At 69.5% G+C, this 15,342-nt stretch carries 15 protein-coding genes and 3 pseudogenes; 6 read left to right on the top strand and 12 right to left on the bottom strand.

The annotated features are described in order from the left end of the window. Nucleotides 1-341 precede the first annotated feature (341 nt). A complete protein-coding gene (locus C5N14_RS33875; protein WP_256371568.1) occupies nucleotides 342-476 on the top strand; it encodes a hypothetical protein in 135 nt (44 codons plus the stop codon). Nucleotides 477-872: 396 nt separating this feature from the next. Here the strand turns inward: C5N14_RS33875 and C5N14_RS32775 are convergent, their stop codons facing one another. The 7 genes and pseudogenes from C5N14_RS32775 to C5N14_RS29275 all read right to left on the bottom strand — a co-directional run. Next, nucleotides 873-1,127 carry a hypothetical protein gene (locus C5N14_RS32775; RefSeq protein WP_207892919.1) on the bottom strand — a complete coding sequence of 85 codons (255 nt, stop codon included), beginning with the start codon at nucleotides 1,125-1,127 and terminating at the stop codon, nucleotides 873-875. Nucleotides 1,128-1,613: 486 nt separating this feature from the next. Next, a complete protein-coding gene (locus C5N14_RS29305) occupies nucleotides 1,614-2,768 on the bottom strand; it encodes a nitroreductase (RefSeq protein ID WP_243640197.1) in 1,155 nt (384 codons plus the stop codon). Beyond that, nucleotides 2,769-3,881: a GNAT family N-acetyltransferase gene (locus C5N14_RS29300; protein WP_243640196.1), complete on the bottom strand. Its 1,113-nt coding sequence runs from the start codon at nucleotides 3,879-3,881 to the stop codon at nucleotides 2,769-2,771. Continuing rightward, on the bottom strand, nucleotides 3,878-4,318 hold the full coding sequence (locus C5N14_RS29295; RefSeq protein ID WP_117672820.1) for a DUF4188 domain-containing protein: 441 nt from the start codon (nucleotides 4,316-4,318) through the stop codon (nucleotides 3,878-3,880). The genes C5N14_RS29300 and C5N14_RS29295 overlap by 4 nt, the downstream gene beginning before the upstream one ends. A gap of 3 nt (nucleotides 4,319-4,321) precedes the next feature. Then, nucleotides 4,322-5,902, bottom strand: coding sequence for a phenylacetate--CoA ligase family protein (locus C5N14_RS29290; protein ID WP_243640194.1), 1,581 nt, complete (start codon nucleotides 5,900-5,902; stop codon nucleotides 4,322-4,324). Nucleotides 5,903-6,206: 304 nt separating this feature from the next. Further along, nucleotides 6,207-6,863, bottom strand: a complete 657-nt coding sequence (locus C5N14_RS29280; RefSeq protein ID WP_117672818.1) for a transposase — start codon at nucleotides 6,861-6,863, stop codon at nucleotides 6,207-6,209. Between the two features lie 71 nt (nucleotides 6,864-6,934). Beyond that, nucleotides 6,935-7,534: pseudogene (locus C5N14_RS29275) on the bottom strand (transposase); the annotation flags it as partial. A 124-nt stretch (nucleotides 7,535-7,658) separates the two neighbouring features. On the opposite strand from C5N14_RS29275, the gene C5N14_RS29270 reads away from it, so the two are divergent. Beyond that, nucleotides 7,659-7,946: a recombinase family protein gene (locus C5N14_RS29270; RefSeq protein WP_117672816.1), complete on the top strand. Its 288-nt coding sequence runs from the start codon at nucleotides 7,659-7,661 to the stop codon at nucleotides 7,944-7,946. 100 nt (nucleotides 7,947-8,046) lie between these two features. Here C5N14_RS29270 and C5N14_RS29265 read toward each other — a convergent pair whose 3' ends face one another. After that, nucleotides 8,047-8,778, bottom strand: a complete 732-nt coding sequence (locus C5N14_RS29265; protein WP_117672814.1) for a TetR/AcrR family transcriptional regulator — start codon at nucleotides 8,776-8,778, stop codon at nucleotides 8,047-8,049. 67 nt (nucleotides 8,779-8,845) lie between these two features. On the opposite strand from C5N14_RS29265, the gene C5N14_RS29260 reads away from it, so the two are divergent. After that, nucleotides 8,846-10,030 (top strand): FAD-dependent monooxygenase, encoded by a 1,185-nt coding sequence (locus tag C5N14_RS29260; RefSeq protein WP_117672812.1) that lies wholly within the window; start codon nucleotides 8,846-8,848, stop codon nucleotides 10,028-10,030. A gap of 112 nt (nucleotides 10,031-10,142) precedes the next feature. Here the strand turns inward: C5N14_RS29260 and C5N14_RS33605 are convergent, their stop codons facing one another. From C5N14_RS33605 to C5N14_RS33595, 4 genes and pseudogenes are all read right to left on the bottom strand, one after another. Beyond that, on the bottom strand, nucleotides 10,143-10,379 hold the full coding sequence (locus tag C5N14_RS33605) for a transposase (RefSeq protein ID WP_243640189.1): 237 nt from the start codon (nucleotides 10,377-10,379) through the stop codon (nucleotides 10,143-10,145). Continuing rightward, nucleotides 10,354-11,109, bottom strand: a pseudogene (locus C5N14_RS33600) (Tn3 family transposase); the annotation flags it as partial. The pseudogene C5N14_RS33600 and the gene C5N14_RS33605, both read right to left, overlap by 26 nt. Before the next feature lie 532 nt (nucleotides 11,110-11,641). Then, nucleotides 11,642-12,820 carry a low temperature requirement protein A gene (locus C5N14_RS29250; RefSeq protein ID WP_243640187.1) on the bottom strand — a complete coding sequence of 393 codons (1,179 nt, stop codon included), beginning with the start codon at nucleotides 12,818-12,820 and terminating at the stop codon, nucleotides 11,642-11,644. A 219-nt stretch (nucleotides 12,821-13,039) separates the two neighbouring features. Continuing rightward, nucleotides 13,040-13,547, bottom strand: a pseudogene (locus C5N14_RS33595) (transposase); the annotation flags it as partial. Between the two features lie 68 nt (nucleotides 13,548-13,615). On the opposite strand from C5N14_RS33595, the gene C5N14_RS29235 reads away from it, so the two are divergent. From C5N14_RS29235 to C5N14_RS29225, 3 genes are all read left to right on the top strand, one after another. Further along, nucleotides 13,616-13,897, top strand: a complete 282-nt coding sequence (locus C5N14_RS29235) for a hypothetical protein (protein WP_117672802.1) — start codon at nucleotides 13,616-13,618, stop codon at nucleotides 13,895-13,897. After that, nucleotides 13,894-14,250, top strand: coding sequence for a ribbon-helix-helix domain-containing protein (locus tag C5N14_RS29230; protein ID WP_117672800.1), 357 nt, complete (start codon nucleotides 13,894-13,896; stop codon nucleotides 14,248-14,250). Before C5N14_RS29235 ends, C5N14_RS29230 begins: the two co-directional genes overlap by 4 nt. Before the next feature lie 327 nt (nucleotides 14,251-14,577). After that, a complete protein-coding gene (locus C5N14_RS29225) occupies nucleotides 14,578-15,288 on the top strand; it encodes an IS6 family transposase (protein ID WP_117672836.1) in 711 nt (236 codons plus the stop codon). Nucleotides 15,289-15,342: the final 54 nt, after the last annotated feature.

Genomic DNA, 15,342 nt, shown 5'->3' with positions numbered 1-15,342 from the left:
TGAAACCCCGAACGCGACCGCGACGTCAACGCGACAGCTTGCCGCCGCGATCGCGGAGCGTCACATAACAGATGGCCGTCCTTGGGGAATTCCAACTGACCGCTGACACTCCGATGGCGGTTGACGCTTCCCCAGGCGGACAGTGATGGTCGCCAACGTGCTCTGAGCAGCGAAAAGACGGTGGCAAGATCACGAGGCCGGCTCGTATCCTCGAAGGCTCGGTCGTCGGATCTCGGAGGTGCCGCCGCATATGCCGCCCGTTCCGGTTCATCACTCTCGCCGCCGGCCGCGGGCCCGGGTCCGAAACCGTCTGTGATATTGCCGGATGCCCGCAGCCCGCAGTGGCGACCTGGCAGGTGGCGCGGTCCGGGGTCATCTTCGGGGACCGGTGGATCGCCGGCGAGGACATCGACCTGTGCCGGGAGCACGACAGGCGGGCCCTGCGGCTGACTGGCACCGAGGACTACATCGCTTGATCAGCGGCTGGCAGCCGCAGCCGGAAGTGGGCGTGTCGGCCAGGGTGGTGATGTCGTCGACGGGTTGGCCGGGCCGGACGAGGTCATCCCGTTCGGGCGCCACATGGCGCTCGGCGACTGATCCGTACGGCCTGTTCGGCATGTGGGAAGCCGAGCCCGCCCGGAGTGAGGACGGTCAACGCTTTGACGGTGCGGGTCTCCCGCCGGCCGTGCCCGGTGTCGCGGTGACGGTGCCCGACTGGGACCTCGGCCCTGGGCAGTCCTTTGAGGTGGGCGTGCAGGGTTGGCTGGTTCGCCTTCACGGTGACCATCAGGTGCGCGCCGCGGGCGGCGACGTCGCGGGCGTGAGCGGTCTGGGCGTGCAACGCATCAGCGACGATCACCGTCCCGATCAGGTCACCGAGCTGAGCCTGGACCCGGTCCAGCAGCGGTGTGAGCGCGGGGATCTCGTTGAGACTTCGCCGCGATCCGCACCTGTGCCAGGACCAGACCGGCGCTGGTGTCGTACGCGGACAGCAGGTGTACCTGTCCGCCATCGGGCAGCCGCGCCCCGCGCAAGGCCTTGCCGTCGACGGCGATCACCAACCTCGGCCGACGATCCTGCGCCGGCGTGACGGTGATCCGCGAGCGTAGCCAGCCGGTCAGCACCATCGACAGCGCCTCGGCGTCGACCCGAACCAGCGGCCGCCATAACGTGCTCGCGGCCGGGAGCCGGTCGCTGAACCCGAGCCTGGCCCACGCCGACCGGTTCAGATCCCGAGCCCAGTCCGCGATCGCGGCGACCGTGACCGCTCCGGGCCCCGGCCACGTCGATCAGGGCGGCCTGCGTGCGCGAGGTCAGCAAACTCCGCACGGCGCTCCAGTGTCCTGAGTCGCTAATTCGTGGATAGATTGGCGGTATGGGTGATGGCCGTGGTCCGAAGCTGGCGCCGCTGCAACTGACCGTCGAGGATCTCTGCTAACAGATCGCCGGAGATTTGGTCGGCTGGGGAAGAGACGCCGCCGAGGAGTACCGGAGCATGATGGCCTGCAACGTCATCGCGTTGGGCGGACTCAGCGGAACCTCGGCGGCGATGGCAACGGCCACCCAGGCTGCCGGAAACCTGGTGTCATTCACCCGGGACATCGTCGGGGACCTCATCGCCGACCCTGATGGCCAAAACGATCTTCGTGGTGACGATCCCGGCGATCGCCTCGCAGATCGCGACCACCGTCGTCAAGTGGGCCGGCCGCATCCTCACCTATCTCGGCGCGCTGATCACCAGCCTGACCAACCTCTCGCGGCCCCTCGACCGCTGAGCGACGCATTCCGGCGCCGGCGTACCCGATGCCGCCGGCCCGGCGGGCCGAGCGCGTCGCCGGACCGGCCGGCCGGCCGACCCTGGCGACGTGGAGCAGGCGCTCCGGCGTCACGCTCAGCAACGAACCCAGCGCGGCGCGGGCGGCCGGCGCGTCGATGAGCTGACTCAGCGGATGCACCGCCAACCCGGCCGCGTGCAGGGCCAGCCAGGTACGCATCAACACCCGGCCGAACCCGACCCGCGCCGCGCTGTCTATTCCGGACGGACCGACCAGCACGATCACGGCACCACCGAGCGCAAGCGGATTGCCAGCGGCCGCCGCGAGCAGCCGGGGCAACCCCATCCGGCGCAACACCGGGTACGCCGCCAGCGCCGCCCGCAGTCCGGCCGCCTCGCCACGGGACAGGCCCAGGCAACGGTCGGTGAGCCCGTCGGCGTGGTAGTCCGGGTGAACCGGTGTGAGCCGCAGCCACGACCGCAACTCGCCGACCACCGCCGGATCCGCGTACAGCTGCCGGTCGGCGACCCGGAGCAGCCGCGCCAGCAGGTCGGCGTCGGGCACCACCCGAACCGTACCGCCCGCCTCCCGCGCGACGGCGTCGACGGCCGCGATCACCTCGTCCTCCGGGCCGGCCGAGAACCGGCCCCGATGGGTACGGCGGGTCAGCACCTGCGCCGCGTCGAACGGAGTGACGTACGGGCGCCGGGACGGCCGCAGCCAGCCGACCCGACGGTCCCCGGTGTGGTGGTCCGGGACGAACTCGATCATCAGCCCGGCGTCGGCCGCGACGACCAGACAGGTCTCGACGAACGCGCCCAGGGACAGCCACAGGTCCCGGGCGGAGGGGTCGGCCGCCGGCAGGGCATCCGCCGGGTCCCACCGCACCCGGATCGCCCCGGCCTGGTAGCCGAGCCGCCACGGCTGGGTGTTGTGCGCGCTCGGCGCCCGCCAGCAGAGCGGCTCCAGCACGCGAAACGCCGCGAAGTCCACCTACAGCGTCTTCTCGTAGAAGGTGTACCCGTGCGACGGCCGGCCCCCCAATGCCCGGAACTGCGCGGCCGACGCCGGGTTGTCCCGTCCGACGTACGTGCTGCGCAGGGTGGTGTAGCCGCCGGCACGCAGGTTCCGGCGCAGCTCGGCGGAGAGCAGCCGCTGGTATCCGCGCCCCTGGTGCTCCGGCAGCACACCCTTGATGATCAGCACCGCCTCCCGCCGGTACCGCCGCCGGGTCGCCAGCAACCGGAGCTGGTTGACCAGGTTGAGGTCGCCTCGGACCCGGACAACGAACTCGCTGATGTCCGGTACACACAGCACGAACGCCACCGGCCGCCCCGCCCGGGTCAGGTAGAGCAGCAACGACTCGTCCAGCAGATACGCCAGCCCGTCGGTCTGCCGGCGTAGCTGCCCGGCGGAGATCTCGGTGTAGTAGCCGAGCTGGGCGAGCGACGCGTTCAGCAGTTCCCGCAGCAGGTCGAGCTGCTCGTCCAGCCGGCGGACGTCGCCCCGGTGCAACCGTAGCTCCTCCCCGGGCGGCCACGGATCGCCGGCGGGCCGGGTCCGGTCGACTCCGGCCGGCTCCGGGGTGACCGGGCAGATCCAGGTGTCCGACTCGAACCGCCGGCGGAAGCCGTACGACTCGTAGGCGGCCACGTACCTCGGCGGGTTGTAGGCGCTGTCGATGAAGCCCCGGTCGGCATACCCGGAGGTGATGACCCCGCCGGCCTGGTTGGGCAGCAACGCCACCGGACCGAACAGCGCGTCCCGGTCGCCGGCGGCCCGGCCAGCCGCGGTGATCGCCTCGAACAGCGGCCTGGCCGCCGGCTCGGTGAACTCGGTCAGCCCGAACAGCTGGCACCGCCGACCGAGCCTGGTGTCGAAGGCAGCGTCGGTGTGCAGCGTGGTCCGTCCCACCACGGCCCCGGTGGCGCCGTCCCGGAGCACGTACATCGGCACGCGGTCGCGCCACCAGCGTCGGACCTGCTGGCGCACCGGCGGCACGAAGCGCGGCTCGTCCGCGTACACCCGGTCGGTGAGCGCGAGGAAGTCACGTAGGCCGCGCCGGTCAGTGACGCGTTCCAGCCTGGTCGCCACACCGGCGGTCACTGCCGCACCGCCGGCCCGGTCGGCTCCGTCGCCAGCGGGGTGAAGGTCGAGATGTGCGCCATCTCGGGCGACTCGGCCCGCCACACGCCGTTGGAGTAGCCGTCGGGCTCGGCCGTGTAGAGCCTGATGTAGCCGCCGGTCGCGTGCCGGTTTCCGTCGGTGACCCAGATCATCAGCCTGCGGTGGTGCCGGGACCGGGCGAACCGCAGCATCGCGTCCCGGTCGGCGAAGAACGCGATGGTGCCGAGGGTGAACGGAAATTCCCAGTAGACGGTGTGCCAGCGGTACCCGGACATCCGCCGCAGATCGCGGAGCATCCGGCACCAGACCGGCCAGAGCCGCAGGATGGCCAGTGGACCGCGGTAGCGGGTCGCGCCGATGAACATCGCGCCGGCCCGGGCCTGCACCGGGGCCCGGGAGAACTCACGGGTACGCATTCCTCACCCCACCAGGTAGACGTTCTTGATCTTCTGCTGCCCGGCGAACGGGCCGGTCCCCGCCTCATGCAGTTCGACGCGCAGCTCGCCGGCGGTCGGGTCCTCGGTCAACGACTGCGCGAAGTCGCGGGAGACCGCGGCTAGGTGTCGTCGCACCCCGGTCCGGCAGGCTGCGGCGAGGGCGTCGCGGACCGGTTCGGCCAGCGAACGGCGCAGCTCGATGTGAACCACCGGCCGGGTCTCCAGCGCCTCGTCCTCGGCCAGCGCGAGACAGAACCGGCTGATCTCGGCGGCGTACGGGTTCCCCGCGTACAGGCCGTACTCGACGTCCTGCGGATAGAGGTTGGCGCCAAGGTACGACACCGTCGAGTCGCGCCGGCCGAACAGCAGCAGCACCGGAAGGGTCATCCGCTCGCTGGCCAGCGCCGCACGGCACTCGGCCCACCGGTCCGGGGCGCCACGAAGCACCTCGACGATCCTCGGGTACGGCAGGAGCACCGCCTCGTCGCCGACGTTGTACCGCAACCGCGGCTGGAGCACGTCCAGGCTGGTCACCGTGCAGAGCAGCTCCCGCCGCTCGTTGGTCTCCAGGTAGGTGGCCAGCGGGTTGTACTGGAACACCATCGGCAGTCGCTGCTCGTCCACGCCGAGCAGCGCCGCCCGCACTTCCGGATCGGTCCACAGGCGTCGCCGCAGCCACACCGTGAACCGGGTCTCCGCGCCGACCCCGATGGTCAGGTCCGAGGCGCCGTACGCCGACCGTACCCGGCGGAACCGCTCCTCAAGGTATCCACGCAACGCCTCGGTCATCCCCTCTCCCCCGCAGCTGGCGGAGATGCGGTAGCGCGACCAGGGGAAGCCGTCGGCGTCGAGCCGGTCCCGCAGATGCTTCAGGAACGGCGGGTAGGCGGTCACCAGGTAGTCGAAGTCCGGACCGAACTCGTGAAGGGTGTCGATGATCTTGCCGAGGTCGGGGCCGGTGTTCTTCACCACCGCGATCCGGGCCATCGCGGTGCCGGTGGTCGTCCCGGTCGCCCAGGCACCCATCGAGTAGGCGTTGATGACGAACGGCCGACGCATCGGAAAGACCAGGCTGGTGTAGCCGGCGATGTCGTGGTGCACCACGCGCAGTTCCCGCTCGCCCCGCGGCCAGTTGAACGGCCGGCCCGATGAGCCGGCCGATTCGTCGACCACCACGCCCCGGACCGGCAGTCGGCCACCCCAGCAGCGCCGGGCGGCGGCGTAGGGAACTACGTAATTCTCCTTGTCGGTCTCCGGGAAGTCGGCGAGTCGACGGCGGACGGCGGACGGCCGGGCCCGCAGGAAGTCGCGGTACGCCGGAACGTCCAGCGCGGCGAGCGCACAAACCGCATCCGCGTTCGCCGCCGCCAGCCGGTCGAACACCGGGTGGTACCAGCCGGCCAACCATCGCCAGCCAGCCGGATGGCGCCGGGCGAGCCGGAACGCCGCGCCACGTACCCGGCCGGAGAGCGACAGGCGGGTCCGACGCCAGCGTTCGCCGACGGTCAGCCCAAGCGACGCCACCGTGGACGGCTCGGAGTATCGACGCAGCGTCTCGGTCATACCAGCATTCTCGGCGGGTCCCGGCGGGCCGGGCCTGAGCCCGCGCGCCGATCCGGTGCTGAGTACCCGCACCTAGCTTGATCTTTAACCTGTGCGGCGTGGCCTCGGGTTATTCGAAGTCTTCGTTTTCTTCGTGCTGCCTTTCGGCTTTGTGCTGGTAGCGGCGGTGACGATGTAACCGTCGTGGCGGGCGGCTCGGTGGCGGTTGGGGTGTCCGGGCGGTCGTCCAGGGCCTGGTCGGCTCGGTCTCGGTGCGGCGGCGGGGCAGCCGGGAGGCTGTCGCACAGCTTTCGATCTTCAGGTGTCAAGAGGGCTTCCGCCTGGCGTCGTGATGGAAGATCTTGGTCAGGTTGTGCACCGTGCCGAGTAGTTTGATCTCGGCGTCGACGGTGGCGGTGCCGCGGCGCTGTAGGCGGCGTCCGAAGCGCTGGAACAGCTGGGCGAAGCCGGGTTCGACGAGGGCGCCGCGGCGGGCGTAGAGCTGCTTGCCGTCGGTGGATGCCAGGCGGACGGCCATGTCGTGGTGGCCGGCGGGGACGATGCGACCGGGTGATGTTAGGGCGTGGATCTGGTCGTACTCCTTGGTGATCGACACGAGCAGCGGCAGATCGGCCAGGGCCGCGAAGTTCGCGGTGCTGGCGTAGCCGCTGTCGGCCAGCCACGCCCGGACGTCGCCGGTGAGCCCTGCCGCTACACAGTTGTGCTGAGCACGCCGGATAGCTGGGATCAGGGCGGTGATGTCGGACGGGTTGTCGTGCAGCTCGATCGCGAGGAGGACCTGGTTGCGGGCGCTGGCGATCTGCACGTTGTAGCCCTGCACGTATCCGCCGTGCTTACCGAGCATGAGCCGCGACGCCGGATCGGTGAGCGAGGCCCTGGCCGCCGCGGATGGGGTCGGCTGGGGGTTGAGCGCACGGTGCAACGCGGCCCGCGCTCTGGCCAGCCGGGCCTGCTGCCTCACGACCTTGGTCTTGGCCTCGACCCCGACCGGTGGGCGTCCGTTGGCGCGCCGCCGTCCTGCGGCCTGCTCCCGTCCGCGACGATCCACATGTCCGGATCACCGGGCTGCCACTGTCCGGCAGCGATCAGCCGCTGCGCCACGTCCCGTAACTGGCCGGCGGTGACCGTGGCGGCGTCGTCGCCGGGCGCCAGCCGGCGGGCGTCCAACGGCGCGGTCCACGAGGTGCGTCCGGTCTCCAAGGCAGTGACGAACGAGTACGGCCAGCCCGGAACCCCGATGTGGGTGTCCTTGCCGCGCCCGCAGGTGTGACACAGCACCCGCTCCGGGCAGGTGTGCGCCTCCGGCCGCAGCCAACACGTCACGTCCACCGCCAGGACGATCCGCCCGTCCGCGGCCCGCGGCAACGGCACCGCCGCCACCGCGGTCCGCAACCGCTCGACGTCGATCCGGCCCCGGTTCAACGCCGCATACAGCGAACCGTGACCGCGGCGGTGCTCACCTACCAGCGACAACTCCACCAGCGACCGCACCGGCCCGTCGGCGCACAACAACGCGTCGGCCAGCTCGAACAACGCATCCCCACGAGCGGTCAGACAACGGTGGAACTCACGCCGGAACGCGGCCAGCCGCCCGACCTCATCGGTCGACCCGGCATCGTGCACACTGATCACCAGACAGCCCTTGGTTTGCGATCTTCTTCCCTAGACAAGAGGAATGATCGATCAAGGGCTGCCCCCATGATCAGCCGGGGTCGATGCCGCCGTCCAGCAGGTTAAAGATCAAGATAGCGACGACATGTGCGGCGAACTGATCTTCACCGTTTTCGCCGCGATCGCCAAGTTCCAGCGCCAGCAGATCATCAAAGGCACCCGCGAAGGCCTTGACGCCGCCCGCGCCCGAGGCCGCATCGGCGGCCGCCCCCGCGCCCTGGCCCCCGAACAGATCACCGACGCCCGCATCCTGCTCAGCGCCGGACAACCCGAACCGCCGTCGCCGCCAAGCTGCGCGTCTCCCGCTGGACACTCAGCCGCGCCCTCGACACCGCGCCCCGCTGACGCGCGCCGCCCGGACGGCGATGCTTGACCGCAGCGGGCAGACACACGGATCGCGGAAGAATGCGGCCCGATTCCGGCTCGGACACTTCGGTGTGTCCGAGGCTCTCACGCAGCCCTGCTTTCGCTGTCTACAGCCGCAGGTCGGGCGGACCGAGAACGCGGTCTTTTCGTGCGTCGATCAGCGTGCCCACTCCGTCCAGAATGCGGGCGAGCCCGAAGTTGAGCGCCTGGTCCTGGCCCTCCACCGCCTTGGCTGACGCCATCGCCGCGGTCACGGCGGGGAACCGGTCCTCCCGGCCGGCGAGGACGAGGTGCAGTGACGAGCTCATCGCACGCTCCGGATTCGGCGCCGAGGATATTGCGGTGACCTGCTGGGCCAGGTTGCGGACGTGGCCGGTCAGCAGCACCGCCACGTCGAGCATCTCGCCGCCGTCCAGCCCGGATCCGGTCAGTGCGGTGACCGCGTGCTCCAGCCAGGTCAGCTCGTTCGGACCGATCACCCGATCACCCACTGCAACCTCCAGCGCCCACGGGTGCGCACAGAACCCGGCGTAGAGCCCGCGCGCCCAAGCGTCGAGCGTCTCCCGCCAGGAGGCTCCGGGGCGCGGATCGGGCGGCGCGCCGATGGCGCAGTCGAGCATCAGGGCGACCAGTTCCGCCTTGCCGGGGACGTACCGGTACAGCGCCATCTTCGTCACGCCGACGGCCTCGGCGACGCGGTGCATCGTGACCCCGGTCAGCCCGTTTGCGTCGGCGGCCGCGATCCCGGCGCGGGTGATCGACTCCAGCGTCAGGGTCGGTCGCGGCCCGCGCCGAGGTGGCGTCGGCGGCTTCCACAGCAGCGTCACCAGATCTCGCATGATTGCCCTTCACTCGAAACTGTGTCTACCATACTCTGTATCCGTCGGACACAGTTGGAGATGCGTCATGCCTACGGCCCCTCTTGCAGCCCTTCGAGTCCTGATCAGTGGAGCGGGGGTGGCCGGGCCCGCCCTCGCCCTGCGCCTCGCCGAGCAAGGCGCCCGAGTCACCGTCGTCGAGATCGCGCCCCGACTGCGCGGCAGCGGCTTCGCCGTCGACTTCCGCGGACCCACCCACACCGCGGTGCTGCAACGCCTTGGCGTGCTCGACGACCTGCGCGCCCGGCAAACCCATGGCAGCGCCATGACCTGCGTCGACGAGCACGGCCGGGAGATCTTCACGCTGCCCGCCGAGTTCACCGGCGGCGAATTGGAGGTGGCCCGCCGCGACCTGTCACGCCTACTCCACGACCGCGGCGCCGACCGAGTCGAGTACCTGTTCGGCGACACCATCACCGGCCTGCACGACACCGGGACCGACGTGCAGGTCGAGTTCCGCGACTCCGACACCCGGGTCTTCGACCTCGCCATCGGGGCCGACGGCATGCACTCAACGGTCCGCCGGCTGACGTTCGGCGACGAGCACCGATTCCTCCGGCCGCTCGGCTACCACATCGCCGGCTGGGACCTACCCAACACCTTCGGCTTCCACGGCTCCAGCCGCTACTTCAACGTGCCCGGCCGAATGGCGAGCATCGGCCCGGACCCCCGAGATTCGGTACGGGCCACGGCCATGGTGGTGTTCCGCTCCACCGACTCTGCCGTCGACTGGCACGACCAGGACGCACAGAAGAAGCTGATCACGCACACCTTCGCCGACCTGCCCTGGCACGTGCCCGCCCTGCTGGACACCCTCACCGATGCCCCCGACCTGTACTTCGACGCCATCGCCAAGATCAACGCTCCGGACTGGACGCGCGGCCGGATCGCCCTGCTCGGCGACGCCGCCTGGGGTGTCACGCTCGGCGGCATGGGCGTCGGTACCGGCCTTGTCGGCGCCCACGTCCTCGCCGGCGAGCTCGCCAACGCCGAGGCCGACCACCGGGCCGCCTTCACCGCCTACGAACAGCGCATGCGGGCGTACGCCGGACGCTGGCAGAAAGGCGCCAACCCCGGCAAGTTCCTCGCCCCCGCCACTCGGCGCGGCCTAGCGCTACGCAACCGGCTCATGGCCGCCAGCGTGGTGCAGCGGATGCTCCTCAGCGGTACCAAAAGCCTAGCCACCGACACCGACCTGCCCGACTACCCATGACTGCGGCCAGTCGCTCAGCGACAACCGGTGGACAGCGCCACCAGGAAGGCCGCGCAGATCCGCGTACGCGGTACGGATCTAGGACCAGGCCCCTACGGACCGTGTCGGCACGCTACTCGTGCGGTGCCTCGTCGGGGTTGCGCAACGGACGGAGCCCGCCGGCGAGGTCAGGCAGCAGGAACGAATAGTGGCCGTGGACGTTGAGGTGTGAATGCTGGTAGACGGACAAGCGGGCCGCGTCGGCGTCGCGCACCGGGTAGCCCTGTTCCCGCAAGGTGGCCAACGCGTGATCCAGATAGCTGGTGTTCCGCCTCGGTGCTCGCGGTGCCGGCCCGGATCGCGGTCGCATACTTGATCATTTGGTCGTACTGCTCGGCGATGATGTCCCACCGGATCGGCCGCGACAGCGCCGGAGCGAGCCGCGGGTACGCGTCGGATTCGCCAGCGGCCGGCCGGTAGAGCCGGACCTTGTTGATCCGCTTGATCCTGGGGAGCAGGTCGAAGCCGAGCAGCCGGGTGATGCCGAAGCCGACCTCGGACTGGCCGTGGGAGTCGACGTAGTTGCCCTCGACCTCCATGGTGGTGCCGTGCCTCATCGCGCACTCGACCATCGCGGCGACTTCGGACGCGGTGCAGGAGATGAGCTGGGAGTGGATGGCCATGCTCTTGCGCTCGACGTGCCAGTAGATGAGCACGCCGCGGCCGCCGTAGCGGGAGGGCCACTCGGTGAAGATGTTCTGATCGAACGCGCCGAAGTGCGTCGAGTCCGACGCGGCCGCGCTGGACCCGGCGCCCCAGACGGTCTGCGCCCGGGCCGCGAACGTGGCGTTGGCGGTCTCGGTCGCGATCGTGCGGGCGACCCCGGCGGTCAGGTACCGGCGCCGCACGAAGCGGATGTCGTCCTCGCTGTGCCCGAGCACCGCGTTCCCGGCGATCGCCCGGATCCCGGTGTTCGTGCCGTACGCGTAAATGGCCAGCAGCAGCCGCTCGGCCAGGACCTCCGGGGCGAGATCACCGCAGCCGGCTGTGCCGGTGACGCCGGCGAGGCACCCGGTGCGCAGCACCGCCTCCTTGAGCATGTCGATCAGCGGAACGGTGCCCCACCGGGTCCGGACCTCGTTCTTGAGCCGGCGCAGGTTCCGCGGCTCCGGCGCGGCGTCCAGGTCGGTCAGCTTGATCGCGCCGTTCTTGCCCCGATCGGCGATCTCCAGCCAGGCCAGCTTCGGCACGCCGGTATCGAGCGCGGCCAGCTCGTCGCGCATCTCCTCGCGCAGCTGATCGATGAACGCGGTCGGGTCGAGCGGTTTGCACAGGGCTGCGTAGTGGGCGTCGCGGTGGACCTCGAAGTCGTGCGGGAGGTCCTGGTCGGGGTTGCGCCACTTGCCCGCACCGACGACCCAGTCGGTAGCCTCGTTGCGGGAGTTGACCCGTCCCTCGCTGCGCTGCCCGTAGCCAGAGCCACAGACCGCCCCCGCTACTGCCGTCTGCCCTGGTGGCACCGCCGACCGACGGTGCCGCCAGGCGACTGACTGACCGAGGGCACCGCGACGATGCGACCTCGTAGGCAGGCACCGTGAACAGCGGCGTCACCCCGGTGCTCGCCCCGGACCGCTACGTCGACAAGCGTTCCGGCGGCGGGAAGGGTGATTCCGGGGGCTTCCCCGCTGACCTTCGGGCGTCGACTATCGCTGAGGCTGCGAGCACGACAGCGGCGGAGAGTAGCGCTGCCAGGGGCGGCAGGTGCACCATCACGGGAACCAGCATGGCGAGTACGGCCAGCGCGGCGAACCGGGAGGGGGATACGCGGCTGAAGACCTCGTACTCGAAGCGTGCCCGGCCGAGGGTGAACACCGCGGGCCCGCCGAGGATCAGGATAGTCCAGGACAGATGGTTGCTGTCGAAGGGGTGGTCGATGACCAGGTCCTGACCGATCGCGGTGGTCACGACCCCGGCCACCATGACCAGGTGTGAATCGGCCGTCTTCCAGACGACGCTCCCGGGGCGCACGCTCATGCTGACGGTGTCCAACAGGACCTGGCCGGCCCGGTAGACGTAGATCCGCCACATCAGGATAGAGATCGCCAGCGACACCGCGAACGCGATGGTGTGACTGGGGTCGATGTCACCCTCGCTGTACGAGCGGCCCATGGACAGGGCCATCTCACCGAGCGCGACGAAGAACAGCTGCTGATAGCGGTCGGCCAGGTGCTCACCCGCGATGGTGATCGCCTTGACGTCGGAGCGGCCGAGCCCGGGTATCGGCCAACCGGCCCTTGCCATCACCAGCTCGACACCCAGCGCCAGCCCCCACAGCGTGCCCCTCCACCCGCCTTCCAGGGCCGCGCCGACGATCCACAGGATGCCGGTGGCGCCGAAGGTGATCAGCACTCGCAGCTTGAGTTGCCGACGTTCCGGAGCGCGGTCGCCGATTATGAGAATCAGGACCCGCCCCGTCTGGGCGACCACGTAGGCGATAGCGAACGCCAGTCCTCGGCTGCCGAACGCACCCGGCACCGCCACGCCCATTACCATGCTCGACACCAGGGCGAGGACGATTACCGCCTGGACCATCGGGTAGTTCGGGTCGTACCGGCTCGTGGTCCAGACGGTGAGATGCCAGAGAAACCAGAGGGTAAGCAGGACGAACACGCCTTTGGCCACGTTGGCCGCCGCCGAGTCGACGAAGTCGGCGCTGGGGCCGGCGAGAACCTCGACCGATCGGCTCGTGATTCGGGTGAACGCGAAGACGTATATTACGTCGAAGAACAACTCCAGGAAGGTTGCGCGCATGGCCGCTTCCCCCTTTGGGAGGGGGTTCGCCGGTTCACCCATCGATGAGCCACCCAGTTTCTACGTGGCGGGGCTCGGACGCGCCGCGCGCTCGCTGATACTTTCTGCCTTACCAGCAGTAACGAGCAGTTAGTGGAAACCGGACGAGTCGGGCCAATCAAGCGAACTAACGACCTCGTGCACGGTTGCGAGTCCTTGAGAAGGCGTTTCACATGTCTGTCAGTCGGGTGTGTTGAAGGTGCGGCGTTGTTGTCGGGTGGCGGGTGCGCCTCGGGTGAGGCGGCCGAGCATGCCGGCGATGGCGGCCCAGCGGATCATGGCTTCCGAGGTGGCGGTGTGGGTTTCGTAGTCGCGGGCCAGCCGGCGGTGGGCGGTCAACCAGGCGAGGGTGCGCTTGACGACCCACCGTCTGGGGTGAACGACGAACCCTCGCTGGTCGGTGGGCTTACGCACGATCTCCACCACGGTGTGGGCACGTTCTTGGCCCAGTCGACCAGGCGGCCGGCGAGCCGGAGTCGGCGAACACGTGCCGGATCGGGGTCGCCGCGTACGTGGCGAGCAGGGCGCCCTTGGCACCGTCGCGGTCCTGCCAGCTCGCTGCGAGGACCCACACGGTGACCGGTAGTCCGAGGGTATCGGTGACGATGAACCGTTTCCGGCCGTTAATCTTCTTGCCGGCGTCGTGGCCGCGGGTATGGGCGGGGACGGTGTCGGCGGCCTTCACGCTCTATCGAAGCGGATGACCCAGTCCGCATCCGCCAACTCCAGCGTATTACAACGTGTTACGGTTAGGGGGTGCCGGAACGCGAGTACGTGTGGACCGACGCGGGCCTGGACAACGCTCGCCGCAACGGCGTCGGCGTGGATGAGACGACCCAGGCGCTTTACGCCCCGCCGGGCCTACGCTACGAGCGCGCCCTCGGGGATCTGCTGCTCATCGTCATGGGTATGGCCGACAGTGGTCGAGTCATCGCCGCGCTGTGCGACCGCATCGACGCCACCCAGACATACAAGATAATCGGGGCTCGTGCCCTACCTGGCGCAGACCTCGACGAGTGGAGGAGGCGAGTCCTGTGACCGAGCCGGACTTCGACCAGATGACCAAAGACGAGGTCGTCGCATGGTTCCAAAACACCGACAGCCTGGCACCGGTCATCAGGTCCATGGCCGCAGCGCCACCGTCCGGCGTCGCACCCGAGACACCCATGATGCTGGTCAGCATCCGCCTGCCCGTCCCACTCGTCGAACAACTCGAACGCCTCGCCGACCAGGCCGCAACCCGCCGATCCGACATCATCCGCGACGCCCTGACCAAATACATCACCGCCCGCATCGCACCCGTCAGCCGCGACGAGGCCGAACACGCCCTCGACGTACTCCGCCGCATCGTCACCGACCGCACCACCGAAGGACACGCCGACGCGGCATAACCGCCCGGTCTGACCGACGACCGCGTTCACGCCTGGCAGACCTGCGGGTGCCGAAAAGCACGTCCGCGCTTCTCAGGAGCGGTTTCCGGCACTGAGATGTCGGGCTTGTCTCGTTCGCCGTGGGCTCCATGTTCATCGTCGCTGGTGACTGCGCGATGATGCCGTCTCATGCTGTTCCGACTGGCGTACCTGGGGATCACGAACGCGTTCGCGTTGCTGCGGCTGTCGCCTGGCTCTGACCGGGACAAGAACGCAGGGCTCTGTTGCATTGGGCGGAAGCATGATCGGCTCCAGCTTGCCCGGTGGTCTGCTTGGCCGGTGAGGTCGCTGTCTCGCCTCCGGTCCTGGTCTCCGCCCGCGTCGGCGTTCGCGGGGTTCCGGTTCCCGTCCGAGGTGATCGTTCTGGCGGTCCGCTGGTACCTGCGGTTCAACCTCTCCTACCGGGACGTTGCGGAACTGCTGGTCGAACGCGGCGTGGAGGTGGATCACGTCACCGTCTACCGGTGGGTACAGCGGTTCATCCCGCTCCTGGCCGACGCCGCCCGCTTCACCCGCCACTCAACGGCTGACCGCTGGTTCGTGGACGAGACCTACGTCAAGGTCAACGGGGTCTGGCGGTACGTGTACCGGGCCGTCGACCAGTACGGGCAGGTCATCGACGTGCTCGTCTCAACCCGTCGGGATACCGCTGCGGCCCGGCGGTTCTTCCACCGAGCCCTGACCACGGTGAAGGCCACGCCGACCGAGGTGGGCACCGACGCCGCCCCGGTCTACCCCGGCATGCTCGAGGACGTGGTCCCGTCGGCGTGGCACCACGTCGAACGGTACGCCAACAATCTGATCCAGGCCGATCACAGCCAGCTCAAGCACCAGCTCAGACCGATGCGCGGGCTCCGCACCGACCGCACCGCCCAGACGATCATCACCGGCCACGCCTTCATCCAGAACCTACGACGCGGACACTACGAACTCGCCACCGACACCCCACCCGTACATCGGCTGGCCGCCGCGTTCACCGAACTCGCCCAAGCGATCTGACCGCAACTCCCCACCGAGCTCAGCATGTCCACCAATCGAACAACGCAACAGCAC

This window comes from Micromonospora sp. MW-13, from assembly GCF_003434305.1.
Taxonomy (GTDB): Bacteria; Actinomycetota; Actinomycetes; order Mycobacteriales; family Micromonosporaceae; genus Micromonospora.
The sequence above is the reverse complement of the archived record's forward strand: the minus strand, read 5'-3'. Positions and strand labels throughout refer to the sequence as shown.

What these genes read in the sequence shown, in the direction of transcription:
- C5N14_RS29250 (WP_243640187.1), bottom strand. Translation starts at nt 12,820, where the DNA reads ATGCGCGCAACCTTCCTGGAGTTGTTCTTCGACGTAATATACGTCTTC.
- C5N14_RS29270 (WP_117672816.1), top strand. Translation starts at nt 7,659, where the DNA reads ATGTGCGGCGAACTGATCTTCACCGTTTTCGCCGCGATCGCCAAGTTC.
- C5N14_RS29265 (WP_117672814.1), bottom strand. Translation starts at nt 8,778, where the DNA reads ATGCGAGATCTGGTGACGCTGCTGTGGAAGCCGCCGACGCCACCTCGG.
- C5N14_RS29260 (WP_117672812.1), top strand. Translation starts at nt 8,846, where the DNA reads ATGCCTACGGCCCCTCTTGCAGCCCTTCGAGTCCTGATCAGTGGAGCG.
- C5N14_RS32775 (WP_207892919.1), bottom strand. Translation starts at nt 1,127, where the DNA reads ATGGTGCTGACCGGCTGGCTACGCTCGCGGATCACCGTCACGCCGGCG.
- C5N14_RS29290 (WP_243640194.1), bottom strand. Translation starts at nt 5,902, where the DNA reads ATGACCGAGACGCTGCGTCGATACTCCGAGCCGTCCACGGTGGCGTCG.
- C5N14_RS29295 (WP_117672820.1), bottom strand. Translation starts at nt 4,318, where the DNA reads ATGCGTACCCGTGAGTTCTCCCGGGCCCCGGTGCAGGCCCGGGCCGGC.
- C5N14_RS33605 (WP_243640189.1), bottom strand. Translation starts at nt 10,379, where the DNA reads ATGCGACCGCGATCCGGGCCGGCACCGCGAGCACCGAGGCGGAACACC.